The following is a 17,682-nucleotide window of genomic DNA, read 5'->3' on the forward strand; positions in this document are numbered from 1 at the left end:
CCGGCTGCCCTGCTACAGGTTCTTTTCGCGCCGGTTGCCGCGCCGTATAGAAGCCAGAGCAGGCGCGGTTCCGCCGTCTCAAAACAGCCGCGTAATACGCGAAAAGCGACAGAAGCAACGGCGCAAATTCACCAGCGCCGGCTGTGCGGGACGATCCGCTACTGCGTCAGCACGTTGCTGATCTCGACCATGTTCGAGCGCACCCTGAGTATGTAAAAACCCATCGTCGTCAGATGTGTCGGCAACAGCCAGCCGTCCTCGCGGCCATTGGCGATGATGAAGGGCTGGATGCGCAGTGCCGAGACGAACTGCGCGTCCATCGTATCCCACAGGTTCTGCAGGTGCTTTTCCTTGATGACGTCCTCGAAGTCGGCCTGTGCGCCCTTCATCAGCCCGTAATAGGCATAGAGCTGGCCATAGGCGAACCAGAAGCGGTCGTCGGCGCGTGTGTCGAACCAGCCATTATTGTGGTTTTCGGCACGCTCCTTGAGGATCGCCGAGGTCGAACCGATATCGGACGAAATGCGGTCGATATACTGCTTGAGATTGTCGGCGCGGGCATCGAACGTCGCCTGGCAGGCTGCGAGGCGGGCGTTGAAGGAACGCAGCTTGCGCACCGCGTCGCGATAGTAGCTCGGCGTCGGCGTCTTGGGGCCGAACGGGTTCAAGCCGAAATACCAGGTTTCCTCGTCGAACTGCAGATTGCCGCGGGCATCCTGCAGGTCGGCGTCGATCTGCGAGGTGGTGCGGACGCGGCCGAGATTATCGGCAAGCTCGGTCGCAGTACGCCGCACCGCCTGGTTGATGCCGCGCTGGAACGAAGCCTTGTTGTCCATGAACGGCGTGTGGTCCCAGTCGATGCCGAACAGGCCGAGCTTGTAGAGGATCATCGACGACACCCAGGCATTCTGGTTGACGTTGAAGTCGGTCAGATCGGCAGCGACCTGGGCAATGGCTGAATTTCCGCAGGTCTTGGCCGTGTCGGTGCCGGCGCCGGCGGAAACCTGTTCACCGGCGGAGCTGTTGCGTTTTTCGAACGTGTATTTGTCGACGTAATTCGGGTCGAAATTGTTCCACCACTGGGTGGCGTAGAAGAAGTTGACATAGAGGCCGATCAGCACGAGCACAGCCAGGCCGAGCACCGCCTTCAGGATCCAGCCGCGTTGCGTGTACCAGCGCCCCGCCCACAGGAACGGCCACAGGATCGCGCCGATGAGCAGGCCGATGCCGCGGCCAATCCACTGGAAAATCCGGGTGAAGAAATTCACGATCGGATCAAGCATGGCGATGTCACCCCCTCAGTCAGTCAAGCCGTAGAGGCGTGTGCGAAACGCCACCTTGTCCTTGAGATATGTGGTTTTCAGAACGTCCACAACATGCGATCGCCAGGCGTCGCTGAAGCCGTCATAGTCCCTGTAGAAGCCCGGCTTGTTGAAGACGTAACGCGAAACGAAGTCCTGCGGCACGAAGTCCGAGATCAGCTGGTTGGTCAGCCAGGCGTCGGGATGGTCCGGCTTGGCGCGGATGACCAGGAAGCGCTGCTGCGGGAACACGTCCTCGATCTTGAGATGGCCGAGCTGGGCGATCTCGCGCTTGGCGGCGTTGAGGAAGGGAAAATTGCCGTCCCTGGTGATCAGATCGGTATGGCCGTGGATCCAGGTCTGCAGCCAGACCTTGTCGACGTCGGTCAGATTGCGGTCGGGATCGGCGTCGCGGATCAGCGCGCGCACCACCATTTCGGCGCGATGCTCGAGATAACCGGAGGTTTCGATCCATGAGGCGCGCGGCAGCTCGATGCGGCCGGTCGAGGCGAGGAACTTGAACACCTTGTCGGCATCGTGGATCGAAAGGTAACTCACCTGCCACGGCCGCGAGCGGCGGAAACCGGGCGCTGCCGGGTCGCTGATCACCGTCGTCACGTCGGGATCGACGAACACATAGAGCCCGCCGAAATGGCTGGTCCAATAGGCATTGTGACGGAAGATCACCTGGTCCGGCACCAGCGCATTCTCGCGGATGTCGCCGCAGATCTTCGCCAGCTCGACCATGTGGGCCAGCATGGCGTTGTCGCGCCAGGCATCCGGCTCCTGCTTCAGCCGGTCGACCAGCTTGCCGAGTTCGGCGGCCTTGCCGAGCACATCCTCGGCCGACAACACCTTGAACTCGACCTGATTGATCGACAGCAGGTCCTCGATGTCGTCGACCTTGGGGACCGAATCCTCGATCTCGCCGTAGATGACGTCCTTGATCGTCAGCGCATCGATGGCGCGCTGGTTCTTGGACATGAACTCGTACATCAGCAGCGAGGTGTTGGAGAACGCCGTGTGCACCACCGGCAGGTCGATCTGCGACGGCGTCAGGATAATGAAGCGGCGGTTGACCTCGTTCGGATCGAGGTAGCTGTAGTCGCCGCATTCCTCGGCGACCTGCGGCGAGAAGCCAGTGCGGTCGATCTCGAAGCTTTTCAGCTTGGTCGGCTTCAAGCCGAACGCGACCATCGCCTTGTTGTAGCGCTGGATCAGGTGCGGCTCGTCGATCGTCAGCAGCCGGCCGTAGATCAGCTCGTTGTCGCGCAACAGATCGGGTTTCTTGGCCATTATTCCTTCTCCGCGTTCACGGGGAGACGGTGCCCGAAGGGCGGATGAGGGGCGCGAACGCTCCTTCTCCCCTTGTGGGAGAAGGTGGCCGAGCGAAGCTCGGTCGGATGAGGGGTGTTCCAGCTTGACGAATACCCCTCATCCGTCGCCTTCGACGCCACCTTCTCCCACAAGGGGAGAAGGTGGCGTCGGCGCATCTCACGCATTCCACAGCCCCTTTTTCTTCAACCCCTCGATCTCGCGGACGGCACGCTCCCGCAGACGGGTGTCGCGGATCATCTTGGTCACCGCCGCATCATCGGACTTGTCGGAATAGCGGAATTCGGAATCCGCATAGCGGTTGATCTCCTGCATGACCATGTCCATCGAGAATGGCCCGCGCAGCTCCTCGATCATCGCTTTCTTGTCGTCGTAACCCTTGTGCATGAAGGCTTCCGGCTTTTCGAACCACTCGTCCGGCAATTCGATGTCCATGGCGCGCATCTTGATGGCATCGGTAACGTTCTTGATGGCGCGGCCGGTAAAGCGCGGCTCGGCATCCTTGATCAAGTGCAGATAGGTGCCGATGTCAGCCATCGTCTTCGGCGCGCCGTTTTCCTTCATGTAGCGCTCATAGACCTTCATCAGCCCGTCTTCCTGCGGCTTTTCATGTTCCTCATAGGCCTCCATCACCGCGCGCTGGATCTCTTGCGCCGCATAGAGCTTGTGGTCGCCGAGCGGGATCTTGTGGTTCTTGCCGGCGAGCAGAACGAAGATGTCGATGTAGTCGTCGCGGCTCTGCGGGCCATCGACCAGCCAGCGCGCGCCGGCGCGCTGGCGTAGCGCGTCGTCGACGTTTTCGGGATAGTTGGAGAACATGCCGAACGAGCAGTTGCCGCGCACCACGGTCGCCGCACCTCCAAAGGCGTCCATCAGGACGCCGGTGATTTCCTGCTGGCCGGCCGAGGCGCGGTCGTCGGACCGGCGTGCCGCCACCTGGTCGATATCGTCGATGGTGCCAAAGCCGATGACGCGCGGGTTCAGCACATTGTTGATGAACTGGCGGCAGTACTGGCCCGACTTGCCCTGGTAGGAGGAGATCTGGTCGACGCCGAAATTCTCGTAGGCGAAGGGATAGCCGGCGACCTGGCAATAACCATTAAGAAGACCGGCGATCATCTGGATCAAGGTTGTCTTGCCGGTGCCGGGAGCGCCATCGCCGATAAAGGTGAACAGGAAGCCGCCGAGCTCGACGAACGGGTTCAGCTCGCGCTCGAAGTCGTAGGCCATCAGCATCTTGGCAAGCTTGACTGACTGGTATTTGGCGATGTGGTTGCCGACGACCTCTTCCGGTTTTTTGAAGGTCATCACCAGCGGCTTTGCCCGCTTACCCGGCGCGACGTCGAAGCCGTCAAGGGTAAAATCGTCGACGTCGATGCGGATATGCGCGTTCTCGAACGGACCGATGCCGTCGAAGCGGCCCTTTCGCGCCAGCAGCCCGTCGATGGCGACGCGGGCAAAGGCGCGGGCGCGGGTCATCAGGTCGGCATCGTCCTTCGAACCTGCTATCGCCCTGTCGAGCCCGGCCACGATCGACTTCACCGCATCCTGGGGCGTGTCGAACAGAAAGTCCGGCTCGGGCGTGTCGTTCGGCGCCTCGCCGTCGCTGTCGATCAGCTGGAACAAATAGGAGGCAAGGCTGAAGGCGGAGATGTAGGCAGAGGCCGACAGCAGCTTCTTGAAGGTGGCAGCTTCATCGCCTTCGAGCGGCGAGCGGGCGTTTTTCGCCTGCAGACTTTCGAGGTCCGAGCCCTCGGCGAAGACATCCGATATGGCCAGCGCTATCGCTGTGCCGCGCCGGGCGCGAAACAACAGCGTGTGCTGCGGGATGGTCAGCAACTGGTCGTCGGAATGGACGGCGGCGACGGTTTTGGAGAGCTCGACCTCGCGCGTGCGGCGCACCGAGCCGACCGAGACGGTAGAGACGAAGCGGCGGTTGGTGCCGGCAAGCGCGGTGCCGGACTCGCGCGATGGGTCCTCCAGCACGACGATGCGAGTGATGAAACTTTGCGCAGTGGCACGGTGCTTTTCAATTGCCGCTTCCGGGATGGTGGTCAGGCCGGTGTCCATGGAGGATGCTCCGCGATTTGACGATCAGACGTCGCTGATGACCTGCCCTTTGGACAGGATGTGGACCTTGTAGCCCGAAAAGATCTTCTGCGCCTCGCCGGCGGCATAGAGCGCCTGATAGGCCTCGTGCGGAATCAGCGCATGGTTCTCATAGCTCGACACGCCTTGCCGCGCGGCCTCGAGATCGTCGGTATTGATGAAGAATTCCTGCGTCGTCTTTTCGCTCGAAAACAGCCCCTTGCGGCCTGGCTTTTCGGCCTTGGAAAAGACCTCCTGGATGGTCCAGGTCAGCAGCCAGGCGTTTTCCGGCTTGCGCACCTTGGCCAGCACTTCGCTCACCGTCGAATTGTTGTCGGTAATCCCTGCAGAATAGAACGGGCCGAGCACGACGCGACGCAGTTGCTTGGGATGCAGCGGCTCGAAATCCTTGTCGAGGTTGACCGCGATGGTCGCCGGCGACAGCGCGTAGGCGGAATTCTTCTCGGTGAAATCGTCGAAACGGTGGGCAAGCTCGGGATTGAGCAAGCCGTCGACCGGCAGCGGAATGTCGACCCTCTCATTAAGTTTGCCGCTGGAGTCGACAAGCTGCCGGATCATGTCGTCCGAGGAATCCTCAACCGTCACCATATAGACAAGCGGCAGGTTGGCGCTGCCGTCGAAGCACGCCCAGTGGACCAGATAATAGGGCCGCAGCGTCTTCGGATTGACCGACACCTTGACCGTCTGGGCCAGCGTGAACGGGCCGAAGGTGGTCTCGCTCTTGACGTCCTCGAGGTAAAGCCGCTCGGCCATCGACTTCTGCAGCGCTTCGGGAAATTCCTTGTGGCGCAGGATGAAGTCGGCCATTTCCTCGCGCAGTTCGCTGGCCGAAGGGATGACGGCGAGTCGCGCATCGGCCTGGAGCCGGTCGTTTTCCAGTTCGAGCAGGTTCTGGAAGACCGGGAAACCGCTTTCGGCGCGCGAGATGCGGAACGTCTCGGTGAAGCCCAGCCGGTTGCGCCAGCACGAGAACGACTTGTCGAGCCGCGCAATATATTCGGCGACGACCTTGGCGACGATGCCGTGCCGGTAGAGCGGCGAGCGATCGTCGCGCATGAACACTTCGAGGCCGCCAAGTGCCGCCGCGATCGCCGAGAAATAACGCGCCGCAGCTTCGTTTTCGGGGGTCATGCTGCCAGCCCTTGGGAGCAGTGCACGTGCAGCAATTACGACTGCACGTAATTTGCCGAATTGTGCTTCTTCATCACATCGTCGAAGCGGCGGGCGAAGGCATCGTCGGCGAGCTTCTTGCGGCGCTGGATGTCGGCGGTGGCGACCATGTTTTTCTCGTGCATTTCAAGCAGATCGCCGATGTGCTTTTGCGAGGCGGCACCAATGCCGGCCATGGTCTCTTCGGCGGTGTTGTCGACCTGGCTGCCCAGCGTGTTGATCTTGTGGGCGACATCCTGTTGGGCGGCGGTCTTCAGCGAATCTTCCAGCGCCTTGTAGAGAACGATGCGCTGCTCGGTATCGATGGTCAGCTTGTTGATCAGAGTCGATTGCGCCGCGATTTGGTTGTTGAGGGAATCGACGAAGGTCTGGAACATCGAGGTGTAGCGCTCCAGCGTCTGGCTTTCGGCCAGCAATTCCTGCTCCTTGGCCTGCTTCTCGTTGTATTCCGTGGCTAGTTTCGAGCGTTCGCCTTCCAGCTGGGTGCGCTCCTTCTGGCTGGTCGAGGCGGCGATCTTGTTCTCGATGTCGAGCAGCATCGGGTTGAGTTCTTCGATGCGCTTCTGCACGGTCTCGAGATTGGACATGGTGGTCTTGCGGCGCTCGATCACCTGCGACAGGCTGGCCTCGGAGGTCTTGTAGCGCGTGTCGAGAACCTGCTTCTGCGCCTTGAGGATGCCGACGATGGTGTCGGATTTCGCCAGCAGCTCCTGCAGATTGCCGGCCAGCGACATGTTGCGGACGCGGTCGGTGCGCAGGCGCTGCTTGCGCTGGCTGGAGAAGACACCGACGAAATTTTCCCAGCCGGTGTAGTTCTTCATGCTCTCGAATTCGGCGCCGAAGACGTTGGTGGCGTCCTCGAGGCCGATAATCAGGTCGGCGATATTGCCTTCCATCACCTTCTGCTGCTTCAGCACGTCCTCGATGCGGGCATTCTCGATGTCGAAATTGGCGTCGCCGATCTTCTTGTCGGCGGTGGCGAGCGTGTCGAGCACAGTACCGGACTGCTCGATCTTGGTGCGCATGTCCTCAACGACCTGCTTGGTCTTGGCAATCTCGGCGTCGAAATTCTGCAATGTCGCCATTGGGGCCTCCCGCTTCGGCATCGGTTTCGTTTCGCAAACCGCCGCGAATATATGTGCCGGGTTTGGCGAATGAAAGACGGAAGACATGGGATTACAGGAAAACAAAAGAATTTCAGGAGGCCGACCGCAGGATAGTCAGGCAATGATTACGGTGTAACTGCCGTCCAATCAGACACCGCTTCAACCGCGGCTGGACTTTAGGTCGGGAGCGACGCTCAGGGCTTGGGATCGGCCTTGAGGTAGGCGATGACATTGGCGATGTCGTCGTCGCTGGTCAGGCCGGAGAAGGCCATTTTGTTGCCGGGGACCTTCTGCCGCGGCGCGCGCAGGTATTCGGCGAGGTTTGCTTCGTCCCAGACCAGGCCGGCGGCCTTCATCCCCTGCGAGTAGCGGCTGAGATAACTGTCCGCGGTGCCGGCGGTGCGGCCGACGACACCCAGCAGATGCGGGCCGACCTTGTCGTGGTCGCTCGTGGCCTCATGACAGGCCATGCATCTGTTGAAGACTTTCTTGCCGAGAGCGGCATCGCCGTCGGCATGCGCGTCAAGAGCGCCGGCGATGAGGAAAGCAGTTGCAGATGAGATGGCTCGAAGCATGGGAACTCCCCGACGGCTCTGGCTGTGAGGTTCTGAAATAGCAAGCAGGCCTTAAACAAGCGCCGCACGATGGCGCGATTGGCGAACGAATGTCGGCCGGGAGGTCGGATGAAGGCAATAGCGCTGGTCAGGTTCTGGTGAAGCCGATGAAATCGTCGGGCACGGCGCGGCCCATTTCCTCTTCCCAATGGCGGCGGCAGAGCGAGACATAGACATCCTTGCCGATCGCCACCTGTTCGCCCTGTTTCGCCACCTTGCCGTCGGCGCCGAGGCGCACCACCATCGTCGCCTTGCGGCCGCAACGGCAGATGGTGCGCACCTCGCGCAGGTCGTCGGCGATTGCCAGCAGGGTGCGCGATCCGGAAAACAGCTTGCCCTGGAAATCGGTGCGCAGGCCGTAGCACATGACCGGGATGTTCAGCCGGTCGGCGATGCGGGCGAGTTGCCAGACTTGCTCCTCTTCGAGGAACTGCGCCTCATCGATGAAGACGCAATGGACCGTGGCGTGGTCGTGATGCTCGGCGACCCGGGCGAACAGGTCGTCGCCGTCGCGGAACATCTCGGCTTCCGTCTCCAGGCCGATGCGCGCCGAGATCAGCCCGGTATCGCCCTTGCGGTAGTGGCCGGCGATGAACAGCATCGTCGTCATGCCGCGCTCGCGGTAATTGTACGAGGCCTGCAACAGCATCGTCGTCTTGCCGGCATTCATCGTCGCATAATGGAAGTACAGCTTGGCCATGCCGTCCTTTTAAGCCGAGTTGCAACAAAGCGGGGAGGGGGAGCGCCTACATTCCACCGGGAAAAGACGACTTCCATCCGGAAAGCGGCGGGCGTGTCGCTGATCGGCCAGCCTGCGCCGTTGTTCGTGATTGCCTTAGTGCTTGAAACCGCAGCAGAATGATGTTTGGCTGACGGAACAAAGGCGGAGATAAAACCGTCGCGTCGCTTCACCGAGAACTGAAATGGGAGAATTTTCATGTCGCGTATGAGTTCATTCGTCGCCGGCCTCGGCCTGGCGGCTTTTCTATCCACGACTGGGGCCTTCGCCGGCGATCCGGAAAGCTGCAAGACGGTGCGGCTGTCCGATGTCGGCTGGACCGACATCCAGGCGACCACCGGCGTCGCTTCGGTGCTGCTCACGGCGCTCGGCTACGAGCCGCAGGTGATCCAGCTTTCGGTGCCGGTGACCTATGCGTCGCTGAAGAACAAAGACCTCGACGTGTTCCTCGGAAACTGGATGCCGTCGATGACCAACGACATCAAGGACTATGCCGCCGAAGGCTCGGTCGAGACCGTCAGCGAAAATCTCAGCGGTGCCGGCTACGGCATCGTCGTTCCGACCTATGTCGCCGATGCCGGTGTCAAGACGCTGACCGATCTCGGCAAGTTCAAGGACAAGTTCGACGGCAAGATCTACGGCATCGAGGCCGGCAATGACGGCAACCGCATCATCCTCGACATGATCAAGGATCCGAAGACCAATCTTGAAGGCTTCGAACTGGTCGAATCTTCCGAGGCCGGCATGCTCACCCAGGCCGAGCAGTCGATGAAGAACAATGAATGGATCGCCTTCCTCGGCTGGACGCCGCATCCGGTGATGGGCGCCATGAAGATCACCTATCTCGAGGGGATGGGAGATAGCGGCTTTGGTGCTGCCACCGTGCATACCAACGTACGCAAGGGCTACATGAGCGAATGCCCGAACGCCGGCAAGTTCATCGCCAATCTGAAGTTCAACCTCGACATGGAAGGCGAGATGATGGACGCGATCCTGAAGGGCGGCGATGCCAATACGGTCGCGACCGACTGGCTGAAGAAGCACCCGGACGCGGTCGCTCCCTGGATCGCCGGCGTCACCACCTTCGACGGCGGCGATGCGGCGGCTGCGGTGAAAACGGCGCTCGGAAGCTGACCCGACCATCTGGCATGACGAGACAAAGGGCAGCCACGGTAGAAATGGCTGCCCTTTTTCATATCCTGTGACAAGATGACCGTCCGGCGAAGGACGGCGCCGGCAGAAGAGGGGCTAGATGGATCCGATCTCCAAATTCCTGGTCAGTTACAAGATTCCCATCGGGGCATGGGGGAAGGCGTTTTTCGGCTTTCTCACCGACAATTTCGACACCATCTTCAGGGCCTTTTCCAACAGCCTCAACTTCCTGCTCGACGGCATCGTCGACGGGCTGCTGTTGCTGCCGCCGGTTCTGCTGATCGCGCTGATCGCTCTGCTCGCCTATTTCCTGCAGCGCTCGAAAGGCCTGGCTTTGGCGGTATTCATCGGATTGCTGTTCATCCTCAACCAGAACCTGTGGAAGCAGACGGTGGAGACGCTGGTGCTGGTGGTCGCCGCCGCCGCCGTGTCGATGGCCATCGGCGTGCCGCTCGGCATCTGGGCCGCGCACAAGCCGAAGGTGTATCGCGTCATGCTGCCGGTGCTCGACCTGATGCAGACATTGCCGACCTTCGTCTACCTGATCCCGGTGCTGACCCTGTTCGGCCTCGGCAACGCGCCCGGCCTGATCGTCACCATCATCTTCGTCATCCCGACCTCGGTTCGGCTCACCCATCTCGGCGTCACCTCGGTGCCGAAATCGATCGTCGAGGCGGGCGAGGCATTCGGCGCCACCAAGCGCCAGCTGCTGTGGAAGGTCGAGCTGCCTTCAGCGCTGCCGACCATCATGGCTGGGCTGACCCAGTCGATCATGCTGTCGCTGTCGATGGTGGTGTTCGCCGCCCTGATCGGCGCTGGCGGCCTCGGTACGGAAATCAACCGGGCGCTCGGTTCGCGCAGGATCGACCTCGGGCTTGAGGCAGGGCTCGCCATCGTCGTGCTCGCCATCGTGCTCGACCGGATGACGCGCATCGGCGTGGGAGGCAAGAAATGACCGTCGCCGTCGATTTCAGGAATGTCGACATCGTCTTCGGCGCCGACCAGGCAGGCTCGCTGGCGCTGATCGACAGCGGCGCCACCCGCGCCGAGATCCTCGAACAGACCGGCAACGTGCTGGGCTGCGCCGGCGCCAGCCTCACCGTGCATGAGGGTGAGATCTCGGTGCTGATGGGGCTTTCCGGCTCCGGCAAATCGACGCTGCTCAGAGCCGTCAACCGGCTGAACGTCGTCTCGCGCGGCCAGGTGCTGGTCAAGGACGGCGACGGTACGGTCGACGTCGTCACCTGCGACGAGGCGACGCTTCGGCGGCTGCGGCAAAAGCAGGTGGCGATGGTGTTCCAGCAGTTCGGGCTGCTGCCGTGGCGCACGGTGGAGGAGAATGTCGGCCTTGGCCTCGAGCTCGCCGGCGTACCCGAAGCCGAGCGCAAGGAGCGGGTGAACAAGCAACTGAAGCTGGTTCATCTCGACCAGTGGTCGAAGAAATACGCGCATGAGCTTTCCGGCGGCATGCAGCAGCGCGTCGGCCTGGCGCGCGCCTTTGCCACCGAGGCGCCGATCCTGCTCATGGACGAGCCGTTCTCGGCGCTCGATCCGCTGATCCGGACCAAGCTGCAGGACGAGCTGCTGCAGCTCCAGGCCGAGCTGAAGAAGACCATCATCTTCGTCAGCCACGACCTCGAGGAGGCGCTGAAGATCGGCACCCATATCACCATCATGGAAGGCGGGCGCATCGTGCAAACAGGCGCGCCGGAAGACATCGTGCTGCGGCCCGCCAACGACTATGTCCGCGACTTCATCGCCAATGTGAACCCGCTCTCGGTGCTGACCGCGTGGAACGTCATGCGCGACCGCCGCGACCTCGAACATGGCGAGAACGGCTGGGTGTGGCTCGACCGGCGCAGGACGACGCGTTTCAAGATCGACGAGCATGGGCTCGTGGCGGCCGCCGAGCGCGACGGCAAGCCGGCGGTCTGGGTGTCCTGCGCCGATGTCGAAGCCCAGCCGGAGGAGACGGCTCAGGTATTCTGGGCCAATCCCGGCACCTCGCTGAAGACCGTGATGCTGGCCATGCATCGCTCGCAGACCGCACCCGTCGCGCTATTCGACGAGCAGTCGCGCTTCGTCGGCGCCATCGGCGTCAGGGATGTGTTGAGCGCGGTGCTGCGAAGATAGTTTTTCTCCTTGGGGAGAGAACCAAGACCAAACGCCGAGTTCTGTCGCGCCCCCCTCTGTCCTGTCGGACATCTCTCCCACTTGGGGGGAGATCGGCGGCTTCGCGGACGGCTCTCACATCCCAACGTTTGTAATTGGCGAAATCGGCGATGACGGCCAATCTCCCCACCTGTGGAGGAGGTGTCCAGCAGAACAGAGGGGGGCGCGAAGGAACGCCGGCTTAGCCCGATACGCAAGCTAAACCGCCAGCGGCAGGCGCAGCTCCGTCATCAGGCCGCCATCGGGATGGTTGGACAGGCTGACTTCGCCGCCGGCGCTACGGGCGATGTTGCGGGCGATGGTCAAGCCGAGGCCGAGGCCGCCGGTCTGACGGTTGCGCGACTGTTCCAGGCGCACGAACGAGCCGAACACGGCGTCGAGCTCGGCTTGCGGGATGCCCGGACCCTCGTCATGGATCGCCAGCGTGATTGTCTTGCCTGATTGACGCAGGCTGAGATGCGCCCTCTTGCCATAGTTCACCGCGTTCTGGACGAGGTTGGTGACACAGCGCCGTAGCGCGACCGGCTGCGCGACGCAGATCAGGCCGCGCGAGCGCGCGTCCTCATTGTCGAAGGAGACCTCGTCGAAGCCGTCGGCGATCGATTCTACCAGCGACCAGAAATCGATCCTCTCGCTCTTCTCCTCGGTCACCTCGAAAGTGGCGAAGTCGATAACCGAGCTGGCAATGCCTTCGATGTCGGCGAGGTCGTGCGCCAGTGCGGCGCGCACGGACGAATTCCTCAGCAGTTCGAGGCGCAGCCGCATCCTGGTCAGCGGCGTGCGCAGGTCGTGCGCCAGTGCGGCGGCAAGATGCTCGCGGTCCTCGACGTAGGCGCGCAGTCTTGCCTGCATGGCATTGACCGCCTTTGCCGCGGTACGCACCTCGCGGCTGCCGCTCTCGGCGATCGGCGGGCTCTTCAGGTCCTCGCCGATCCGCTTCACCGCGGTCTCCATCATCCGGTAAGGCGCCGTCAGCCGGCGCAGCGACCAGATCGAGGAAGCCACCACCAGCCCGGCGATCAAGGCATAGAGTGGCAGGCTATCGAAGCTCAGTATCGGCCCGGCCGGCGTGTTCGGCTCGGTGAAGTTCAGCCATTGGCCGTCGGCAAAGCGAAGCGAAGCGGTCAGCTTGTCGCTCTGGGCGAAATCGGCCGCCAGCACCAGCAGGTCGCGCTCGACCTGGCCGATATCGGGACCGGCGACCGTCCCGCCGGGAGCGTCGGCTTCGTGCGTTGCCGGGTCGCGGCGGACCCGCGCGTCGGTGATGCCGAACTTCGATAGCCGTCCGACCAATATGTCCTCCAATTCGGCCAGCTCGTCGTCGCCGGCTATCGAGGAAGTAACGGCGGGCGTGTTGGAAACGGTGAGCGCATAAGTGGCGTTGAACAGGCCGGAGGCCGTCGCCTTGCGCTGTTCGGGGGTGGCGTCATGCATCAGCTGTACCAGCGAGAAGGCGCGGTCGTTCAGCCGATAGAGATCGACGACGTCATTGGCGGCGGCACGGTCGCGCGAAACGATGTAGAGGGTCGCGATCTGGCTGATCAGCAGGCCGGCTATGACGATGAGCAGCACCCAGACCGGCAGTGTTTGCGGCAGAATACGTCTCATTCGGCGGTCGTCTCAGGCAGGAACTGGTAGCCGCCGCTGCGCACAGTCAAGATCAGCTTCGGCGTTTTCGGGTCATCCTCCATCTTGCGCCGCAGCCGGCTGACCAGAATGTCCACGCTGCGGTCGAAACTGTAGCCGCTGTCGCCGCCGGACAGCTCGATCAGCTGCTCGCGGCTCAGTACGCGTTGCGCGCTCTTGACGAACGTCTGCAGTAGATTGAATTCGGCCATCGTCAGCTCGATCCTGACGTCGCCGGGCGCCATCAGCCGGCGGCGCGAACAGTCCATCGTCCAGCCGGCGAAATGGTAGATCTGCCGCGAGGCCGCGCGTCGCGGTTCGGCGGCGCCATTGCGTCTCAAGACGGCACGAATGCGTGCGAGCAGCTCGCGCGGATCGAAGGGTTTCGGCACGTAGTCGTCGGCACCCATCTCCAGCCCAACCACGCGGTCGGTAGTTTCGGTAACCGCGGTCAGCATGATGATCGGCGTCGAATAATTGGCGCGCAACTCGCGGCAGAGCTCCAGCCCGCTCTTGCCGGGCAGCATGACGTCCAGGACGATCAGGTCGACCTGGGCGCGGCGTAGGATGGTCTCCATCTCGGTGCCGTCGGCGGCGACCGATGTATGCAGCCCTCGCTTCTGGAAAAATTCCTGAAGCAGGTCGCGAATGCCCTTGTCGTCGTCGACGATCAGTATGTGGGGGTCGGATTTCACAGGGAACCTGTCATTTGTGGATCGCCCAAGCGCTGCTTCGGCTGTCAGCCAGACGATAGAATTCAGGCCATAAGTTGGCCAGTGGAGATCGGCGGCCCGATCCGGGCTGCCCAGAAACAATCCAGAAACAAAATTCTACAATCCGGAAAAACTGCCGAAAAAAATCAAAGGCATAAGTGGTGCCGTGGCGGTCAGGTCATCGGCTGCGACACGCGTTACGGGATTACGGACAGACCAATGCAAAGGTTCTCGATCAGTCTGATGGGTGCGTTGCTTTCCATTTCGCTCGTCACGGTCGCGGTCGAACATGCCGATGCAAAACTGGCCGATGCGAAGGTGGCCAATGCAAAGGCGGCCGATGCAAAGGTGGCGACCACCCGCAGCGAGCGTTGCATCGATCTGAACCGCCAGTTTGACGAAGCCCTCGAAACCCATGCCGCGGCAACGCAGGTCACCGCGGCGAAAGCACTTCAAAGAAAGGGAAACCGGTTCTGCGCCAACAAGAAACAGGCACAGGGAATCCGGATGCTCGCGAACGCTTTGAAGCTGCTTGGAGTGACACCGATCGATCCCGTTCAGTGACACTCAATCCGATCTGCACAAAAAGGAAGTGAAGCCATGAAAAAGTCCCTCCTCTCCGCCCTCGGTCTCGCCATCGCGCTGGCCGTCTCGATGCCGGTTCTCGGCGCCAGCAGCGCCAATGCCGCGACCACCACCCCGGCTGCGACGACAACGACGACCGCTGCGCCGGCCAAGGCCGTGAAGAAGGTCGCTGCCAAGAAGACCGTCAAGAAGCACAAGAAGCACGCGGTCAAGGCAGCTCCGAAGGCCTGATCAAGCGACATCTTTCTACCCTATGAGAAGACCGCTCCAGTTGCGATTTGCCTGGAGCGGTCGTCTTTTTTGTTGCGTGCATACAATAGGGCCAGTCCCGGCCCACACCGCCCAGGTGAACGCCAGCCGGCAGTTCCCACATAGGCACGGATTTGTGAACTGCGCTCGCCGGCAAGCCGATCGCGCGCGGTTGAATGGACGACCGCTTTTGCCCATGTCAAAATGACCGCAAAGCTGTCGTACGCAATTGCCGGTCCAATGCCTGAAATCACGACAAAACCCCGTACCAGCACGAAGCCGAAGGTCGAACGGCCGAAGCTCTACAAGGTCATCCTGGTCAACGACGATTTCACGCCGCGCGAGTTCGTCGTGACGGTGCTGAAGTCCGAGTTCAAGCTCAGCGAAGACCAGGCGCATAGGATAATGATCACCGCGCACCGGCGCGGCGTCTGCGTTGTCGCCGTCTTCACCAGGGATGTCGCCGAGACCAAGGCGGCGCGGGCAACCGATGCCGGCAAGGCCAAGGGCTACCCGCTGATGTTCACGACGGAGCCGGAGGAGTAGGGCGGTTCGCTTTCTTCCTTCTCCCCTTGTGGGAGAAGGTGGCCGCGCGAAGCGCGGTCGGATGAGGGGTGTTCCAGCTTGGCAACGACGGCACTCCGTCCAACACCCCTCAACCGTCTTGGCGCTGCGCGCCAATCCACCTTCTCCCACAAACAAGGGGAGAAGGATAAACCGCGTTACCGCCCTTCGCGGTACCACATCGAGCCCATCGCCAGAAGCAGCAGGCCGAGGCCGAGGAAGCCGCCGAACAGCGACACGCGCGAGACGGCCTTGAGTACACTGTCGTCGGTGGTGCGCAGGCCGATCCAGTCATCGCCGGAGGCAGCGCCCGAGGAACGGACCGGGACTACGGATGGCAGCGTGACGGTGCTGGTGAGAGTGCCAAGTGCTGAGGCCGGCGCCAGCCGGCGAACGCTGCCGCCGGTTGCCTCAGCCGGTGGTTTCAGCCGGTTCTCGGTGGAGACGACGTCGGTGAATTCCGGGGCGTTGACCGGCCCGACATGGGCCAATGCCGTCAGGTCGCCATTGCCGACCTGATAGAGACCGATTTCGTTGGTCTCGACGCTGCCGAGGAAGACGCCTGGTTCGGATTTCTCGAGCCTGACGATCAGTGCCTTGCCGGACGGCGTGATGACTTGCGCCGGGCCGGGGTCGTCGCTCATCGTCTGGCGGCGGATTTCAAGCACCATGCCGCGGCCGTCGGCGGTCAGCCGCTCTTCCTCGAGTTCGGGCTCCTTCATCAGCCAGTGGGCGATGCGCCGGTAGAGCTGGACATGGGGGCCGCCGCCCTCGAAGCCGCGCGCCCACAGCCAGCCCTGGTCGGACAGAAGCATGCCGACGCGGCCTTCGCCCTTGCGATCGAGCAGCAGCAGCGGCCGGTTGTCGGCGCCCTTCATCACCACCTCGCCCTCGGGGTTCTCGACGCCGATGGTGCGGAACCAGCGGCTCCAGTGCGGCGGCTCGGTCGCGGAGCCGTCGAGCCCGCGCGTTACCGGATGACGCTGGCCGGTATCGGTGAGGCGCGGATAGAAGGCCTTGTCGATGACCTCGCCGGTCGGCATTGCCGGCAGCGCCGACATCAGCGGCGTGCGGGCGATCGAGCTTTCGCCGGCATATTCGGGGCCTGCCGCGATCAGCAGCGCGCCGCCCTTTTCGACGTATTCGGAGATATAGTCGTAATAGAGGATCGGCAGTACGTCGCGGTGCTGATAGCGGTCGAAGATGATCAGGTCGAAATCCTTGATCTTCTCGACGAACAGCTCGCGCGTCGGGAAGGCGATCAGCGACAATTCGTTGATCGGCGTGCCGTCCTGCTTTTCCGGCGGGCGCAGGATGGTGAAGTGCACGAGGTCCACCGAAGCGTCGGATTTCAGCAAATTGCGCCAGGTGCGCTCGCCCGCATGCGGTTCGCCGGAAACGAGCAATACGCGCAGATTTTCGCGAATGCCGTCGATCAGCGCGATGGCGCGGTTGTTGGTGTCGGTGAGTTCGCCCGGCTCGTGGTTGATGGCGAGTTCGACAATGTTGCGCCCGGCGCTGGGAATGGTCACCTGCAGCGGCATCGCCTGGCCGATGTTGGCGTGCTCGACCGATACCTGCTCGCCATTGACCGATACGCGGACATCGACCGGGCCGGTTTCGTTGTTGGTGGCGATGACGCGATAGGTCATGTCGAGCGGCTTGCCGACGAGGCCGAAGCGCGGCGCATTCTCGAAGCGAATGCGACGGTCCTTTTCATGCTCGTTGCCGGTAATCAGCGCGTGCAGCGGGGCATTGAAATCGGGTGCGCCGGACGGCGCGTCATGCACCTCGCCATCGGTGATCATGATGGCGCCGCCGATGCGCGATGGCGGCACGTCGCGGAAAGCATTTTCGAGCGAGGAAAACAACCGCGTCTCGGTGCGCTCGTCAGCGGCTTCGGACTTGCCGGCTTCGACGACACGGACGTCGAACTGCTTGAAGCGGCCGAGACGCTGCTGAAGCCCGGCCAACGCCGCGTCAGTCTGCTTGGTGCGGTCGCCGATATCCTGGCTCTGACTGCGATCGACGACGACGGCGACAATGCTTTTCAGCGGCTCACGTTCTTCGTCGAGGAACACCGGATTGAGCAGCGCCGCCGCCAGGGCAATCAGGGCTGCCAGGCGGAAGACCGCGCCGCGCTGGCGAAACCAAAGGCCGACCAGCGCCAGCAGCAGCAGCGGCACCAGAACCACTGCGAGCAGTGGCCAGGTGATGAGCGGTTCGAAGGAGAGCGACCAGTTCATA

General features: G+C 62.2%; 16 protein-coding genes. 6 read left to right on the plus strand and 10 right to left on the minus strand.

Features of this window, described 5'->3' with window-relative positions; translation table 11 throughout:
• Positions 1 to 158: 158 nt before the first annotated feature.
• From NKJ15_RS10940 to NKJ15_RS10970, 7 genes are all read right to left on the minus strand, one after another.
• The gene (locus tag NKJ15_RS10940; RefSeq protein ID WP_023679513.1) at positions 159 to 1,283 is read right to left on the minus strand and encodes a DUF2333 family protein; all 1,125 of its coding nucleotides are present in this window, start codon (positions 1,281 to 1,283) and stop codon (positions 159 to 161) included.
• Between the two features lie 15 nt (positions 1,284 to 1,298).
• Entirely contained in the window at positions 1,299 to 2,597 is a 1,299-nt protein-coding gene (locus NKJ15_RS10945) for a DUF6638 family protein (protein WP_352815246.1), read from the minus strand.
• Between the two features lie 198 nt (positions 2,598 to 2,795).
• Positions 2,796 to 4,706 carry an AAA family ATPase gene (locus NKJ15_RS10950; protein WP_352815248.1) on the minus strand — a complete coding sequence of 637 codons (1,911 nt, stop codon included), beginning with the start codon at positions 4,704 to 4,706 and terminating at the stop codon, positions 2,796 to 2,798.
• A 24-nt stretch (positions 4,707 to 4,730) separates the two neighbouring features.
• Positions 4,731 to 5,876 (minus strand): hypothetical protein, encoded by a 1,146-nt coding sequence (locus tag NKJ15_RS10955; protein WP_352469715.1) that lies wholly within the window; start codon positions 5,874 to 5,876, stop codon positions 4,731 to 4,733.
• A 35-nt stretch (positions 5,877 to 5,911) separates the two neighbouring features.
• Positions 5,912 to 7,000 (minus strand): hypothetical protein, encoded by a 1,089-nt coding sequence (locus tag NKJ15_RS10960; protein WP_352450536.1) that lies wholly within the window; start codon positions 6,998 to 7,000, stop codon positions 5,912 to 5,914.
• 215 nt (positions 7,001 to 7,215) lie between these two features.
• Positions 7,216 to 7,596 (minus strand): c-type cytochrome, encoded by a 381-nt coding sequence (locus tag NKJ15_RS10965; RefSeq protein WP_352815251.1) that lies wholly within the window; start codon positions 7,594 to 7,596, stop codon positions 7,216 to 7,218.
• A 127-nt stretch (positions 7,597 to 7,723) separates the two neighbouring features.
• Positions 7,724 to 8,335: a thymidine kinase gene (locus NKJ15_RS10970; RefSeq protein ID WP_352815253.1), complete on the minus strand. Its 612-nt coding sequence runs from the start codon at positions 8,333 to 8,335 to the stop codon at positions 7,724 to 7,726.
• 237 nt (positions 8,336 to 8,572) lie between these two features.
• Here NKJ15_RS10970 and NKJ15_RS10975 point away from each other — a divergent pair, with 237 nt between their 5' ends.
• The 3 genes from NKJ15_RS10975 (at position 8,573) to choV (ending at position 11,659) form a co-directional block, all read left to right on the plus strand.
• The gene (locus NKJ15_RS10975) at positions 8,573 to 9,508 is read left to right on the plus strand and encodes a choline ABC transporter substrate-binding protein (protein WP_292660734.1); all 936 of its coding nucleotides are present in this window, start codon (positions 8,573 to 8,575) and stop codon (positions 9,506 to 9,508) included.
• 118 nt (positions 9,509 to 9,626) lie between these two features.
• Positions 9,627 to 10,481 (plus strand): choline ABC transporter permease subunit, encoded by an 855-nt coding sequence (gene choW, locus NKJ15_RS10980; protein WP_254819158.1) that lies wholly within the window; start codon positions 9,627 to 9,629, stop codon positions 10,479 to 10,481.
• On the plus strand, positions 10,478 to 11,659 hold the full coding sequence (gene choV / locus NKJ15_RS10985; RefSeq protein WP_352815255.1) for a choline ABC transporter ATP-binding protein: 1,182 nt from the start codon (positions 10,478 to 10,480) through the stop codon (positions 11,657 to 11,659). The genes choW and choV overlap by 4 nt, the downstream gene beginning before the upstream one ends.
• A gap of 237 nt (positions 11,660 to 11,896) precedes the next feature.
• On the opposite strand, the gene NKJ15_RS10990 is transcribed toward choV, so the two are convergent.
• Both NKJ15_RS10990 and NKJ15_RS10995 read right to left on the minus strand, forming a co-directional pair.
• Entirely contained in the window at positions 11,897 to 13,306 is a 1,410-nt protein-coding gene (locus NKJ15_RS10990; protein WP_352683909.1) for an ATP-binding protein, read from the minus strand.
• Positions 13,303 to 14,019, minus strand: coding sequence for a response regulator (locus tag NKJ15_RS10995; RefSeq protein WP_352469721.1), 717 nt, complete (start codon positions 14,017 to 14,019; stop codon positions 13,303 to 13,305). Before NKJ15_RS10995 ends, NKJ15_RS10990 begins: the two co-directional genes overlap by 4 nt.
• A gap of 237 nt (positions 14,020 to 14,256) precedes the next feature.
• Here NKJ15_RS10995 and NKJ15_RS11000 point away from each other — a divergent pair, with 237 nt between their 5' ends.
• The 3 genes from NKJ15_RS11000 (at position 14,257) to clpS (ending at position 15,417) form a co-directional block, all read left to right on the plus strand.
• Positions 14,257 to 14,601 (plus strand): hypothetical protein, encoded by a 345-nt coding sequence (locus NKJ15_RS11000; protein ID WP_352469825.1) that lies wholly within the window; start codon positions 14,257 to 14,259, stop codon positions 14,599 to 14,601.
• 36 nt (positions 14,602 to 14,637) lie between these two features.
• Complete coding sequence (locus NKJ15_RS11005) at positions 14,638 to 14,853, plus strand: hypothetical protein (RefSeq protein WP_352450529.1); 216 nt, start codon at positions 14,638 to 14,640, stop codon at positions 14,851 to 14,853.
• Between the two features lie 258 nt (positions 14,854 to 15,111).
• Positions 15,112 to 15,417, plus strand: coding sequence for an ATP-dependent Clp protease adapter ClpS (gene clpS, locus NKJ15_RS11010; RefSeq protein WP_352540995.1), 306 nt, complete (start codon positions 15,112 to 15,114; stop codon positions 15,415 to 15,417).
• Between the two features lie 176 nt (positions 15,418 to 15,593).
• On the opposite strand, the gene NKJ15_RS11015 is transcribed toward clpS, so the two are convergent.
• The gene (locus NKJ15_RS11015; RefSeq protein WP_352815258.1) at positions 15,594 to 17,681 is read right to left on the minus strand and encodes a hypothetical protein; all 2,088 of its coding nucleotides are present in this window, start codon (positions 17,679 to 17,681) and stop codon (positions 15,594 to 15,596) included.
• Position 17,682 lies beyond the last annotated feature (1 nt).

The organism is Mesorhizobium sp. M0207 (genome assembly GCF_040321995.1).
GTDB lineage: Bacteria > Pseudomonadota > Alphaproteobacteria > Rhizobiales > Rhizobiaceae > Mesorhizobium.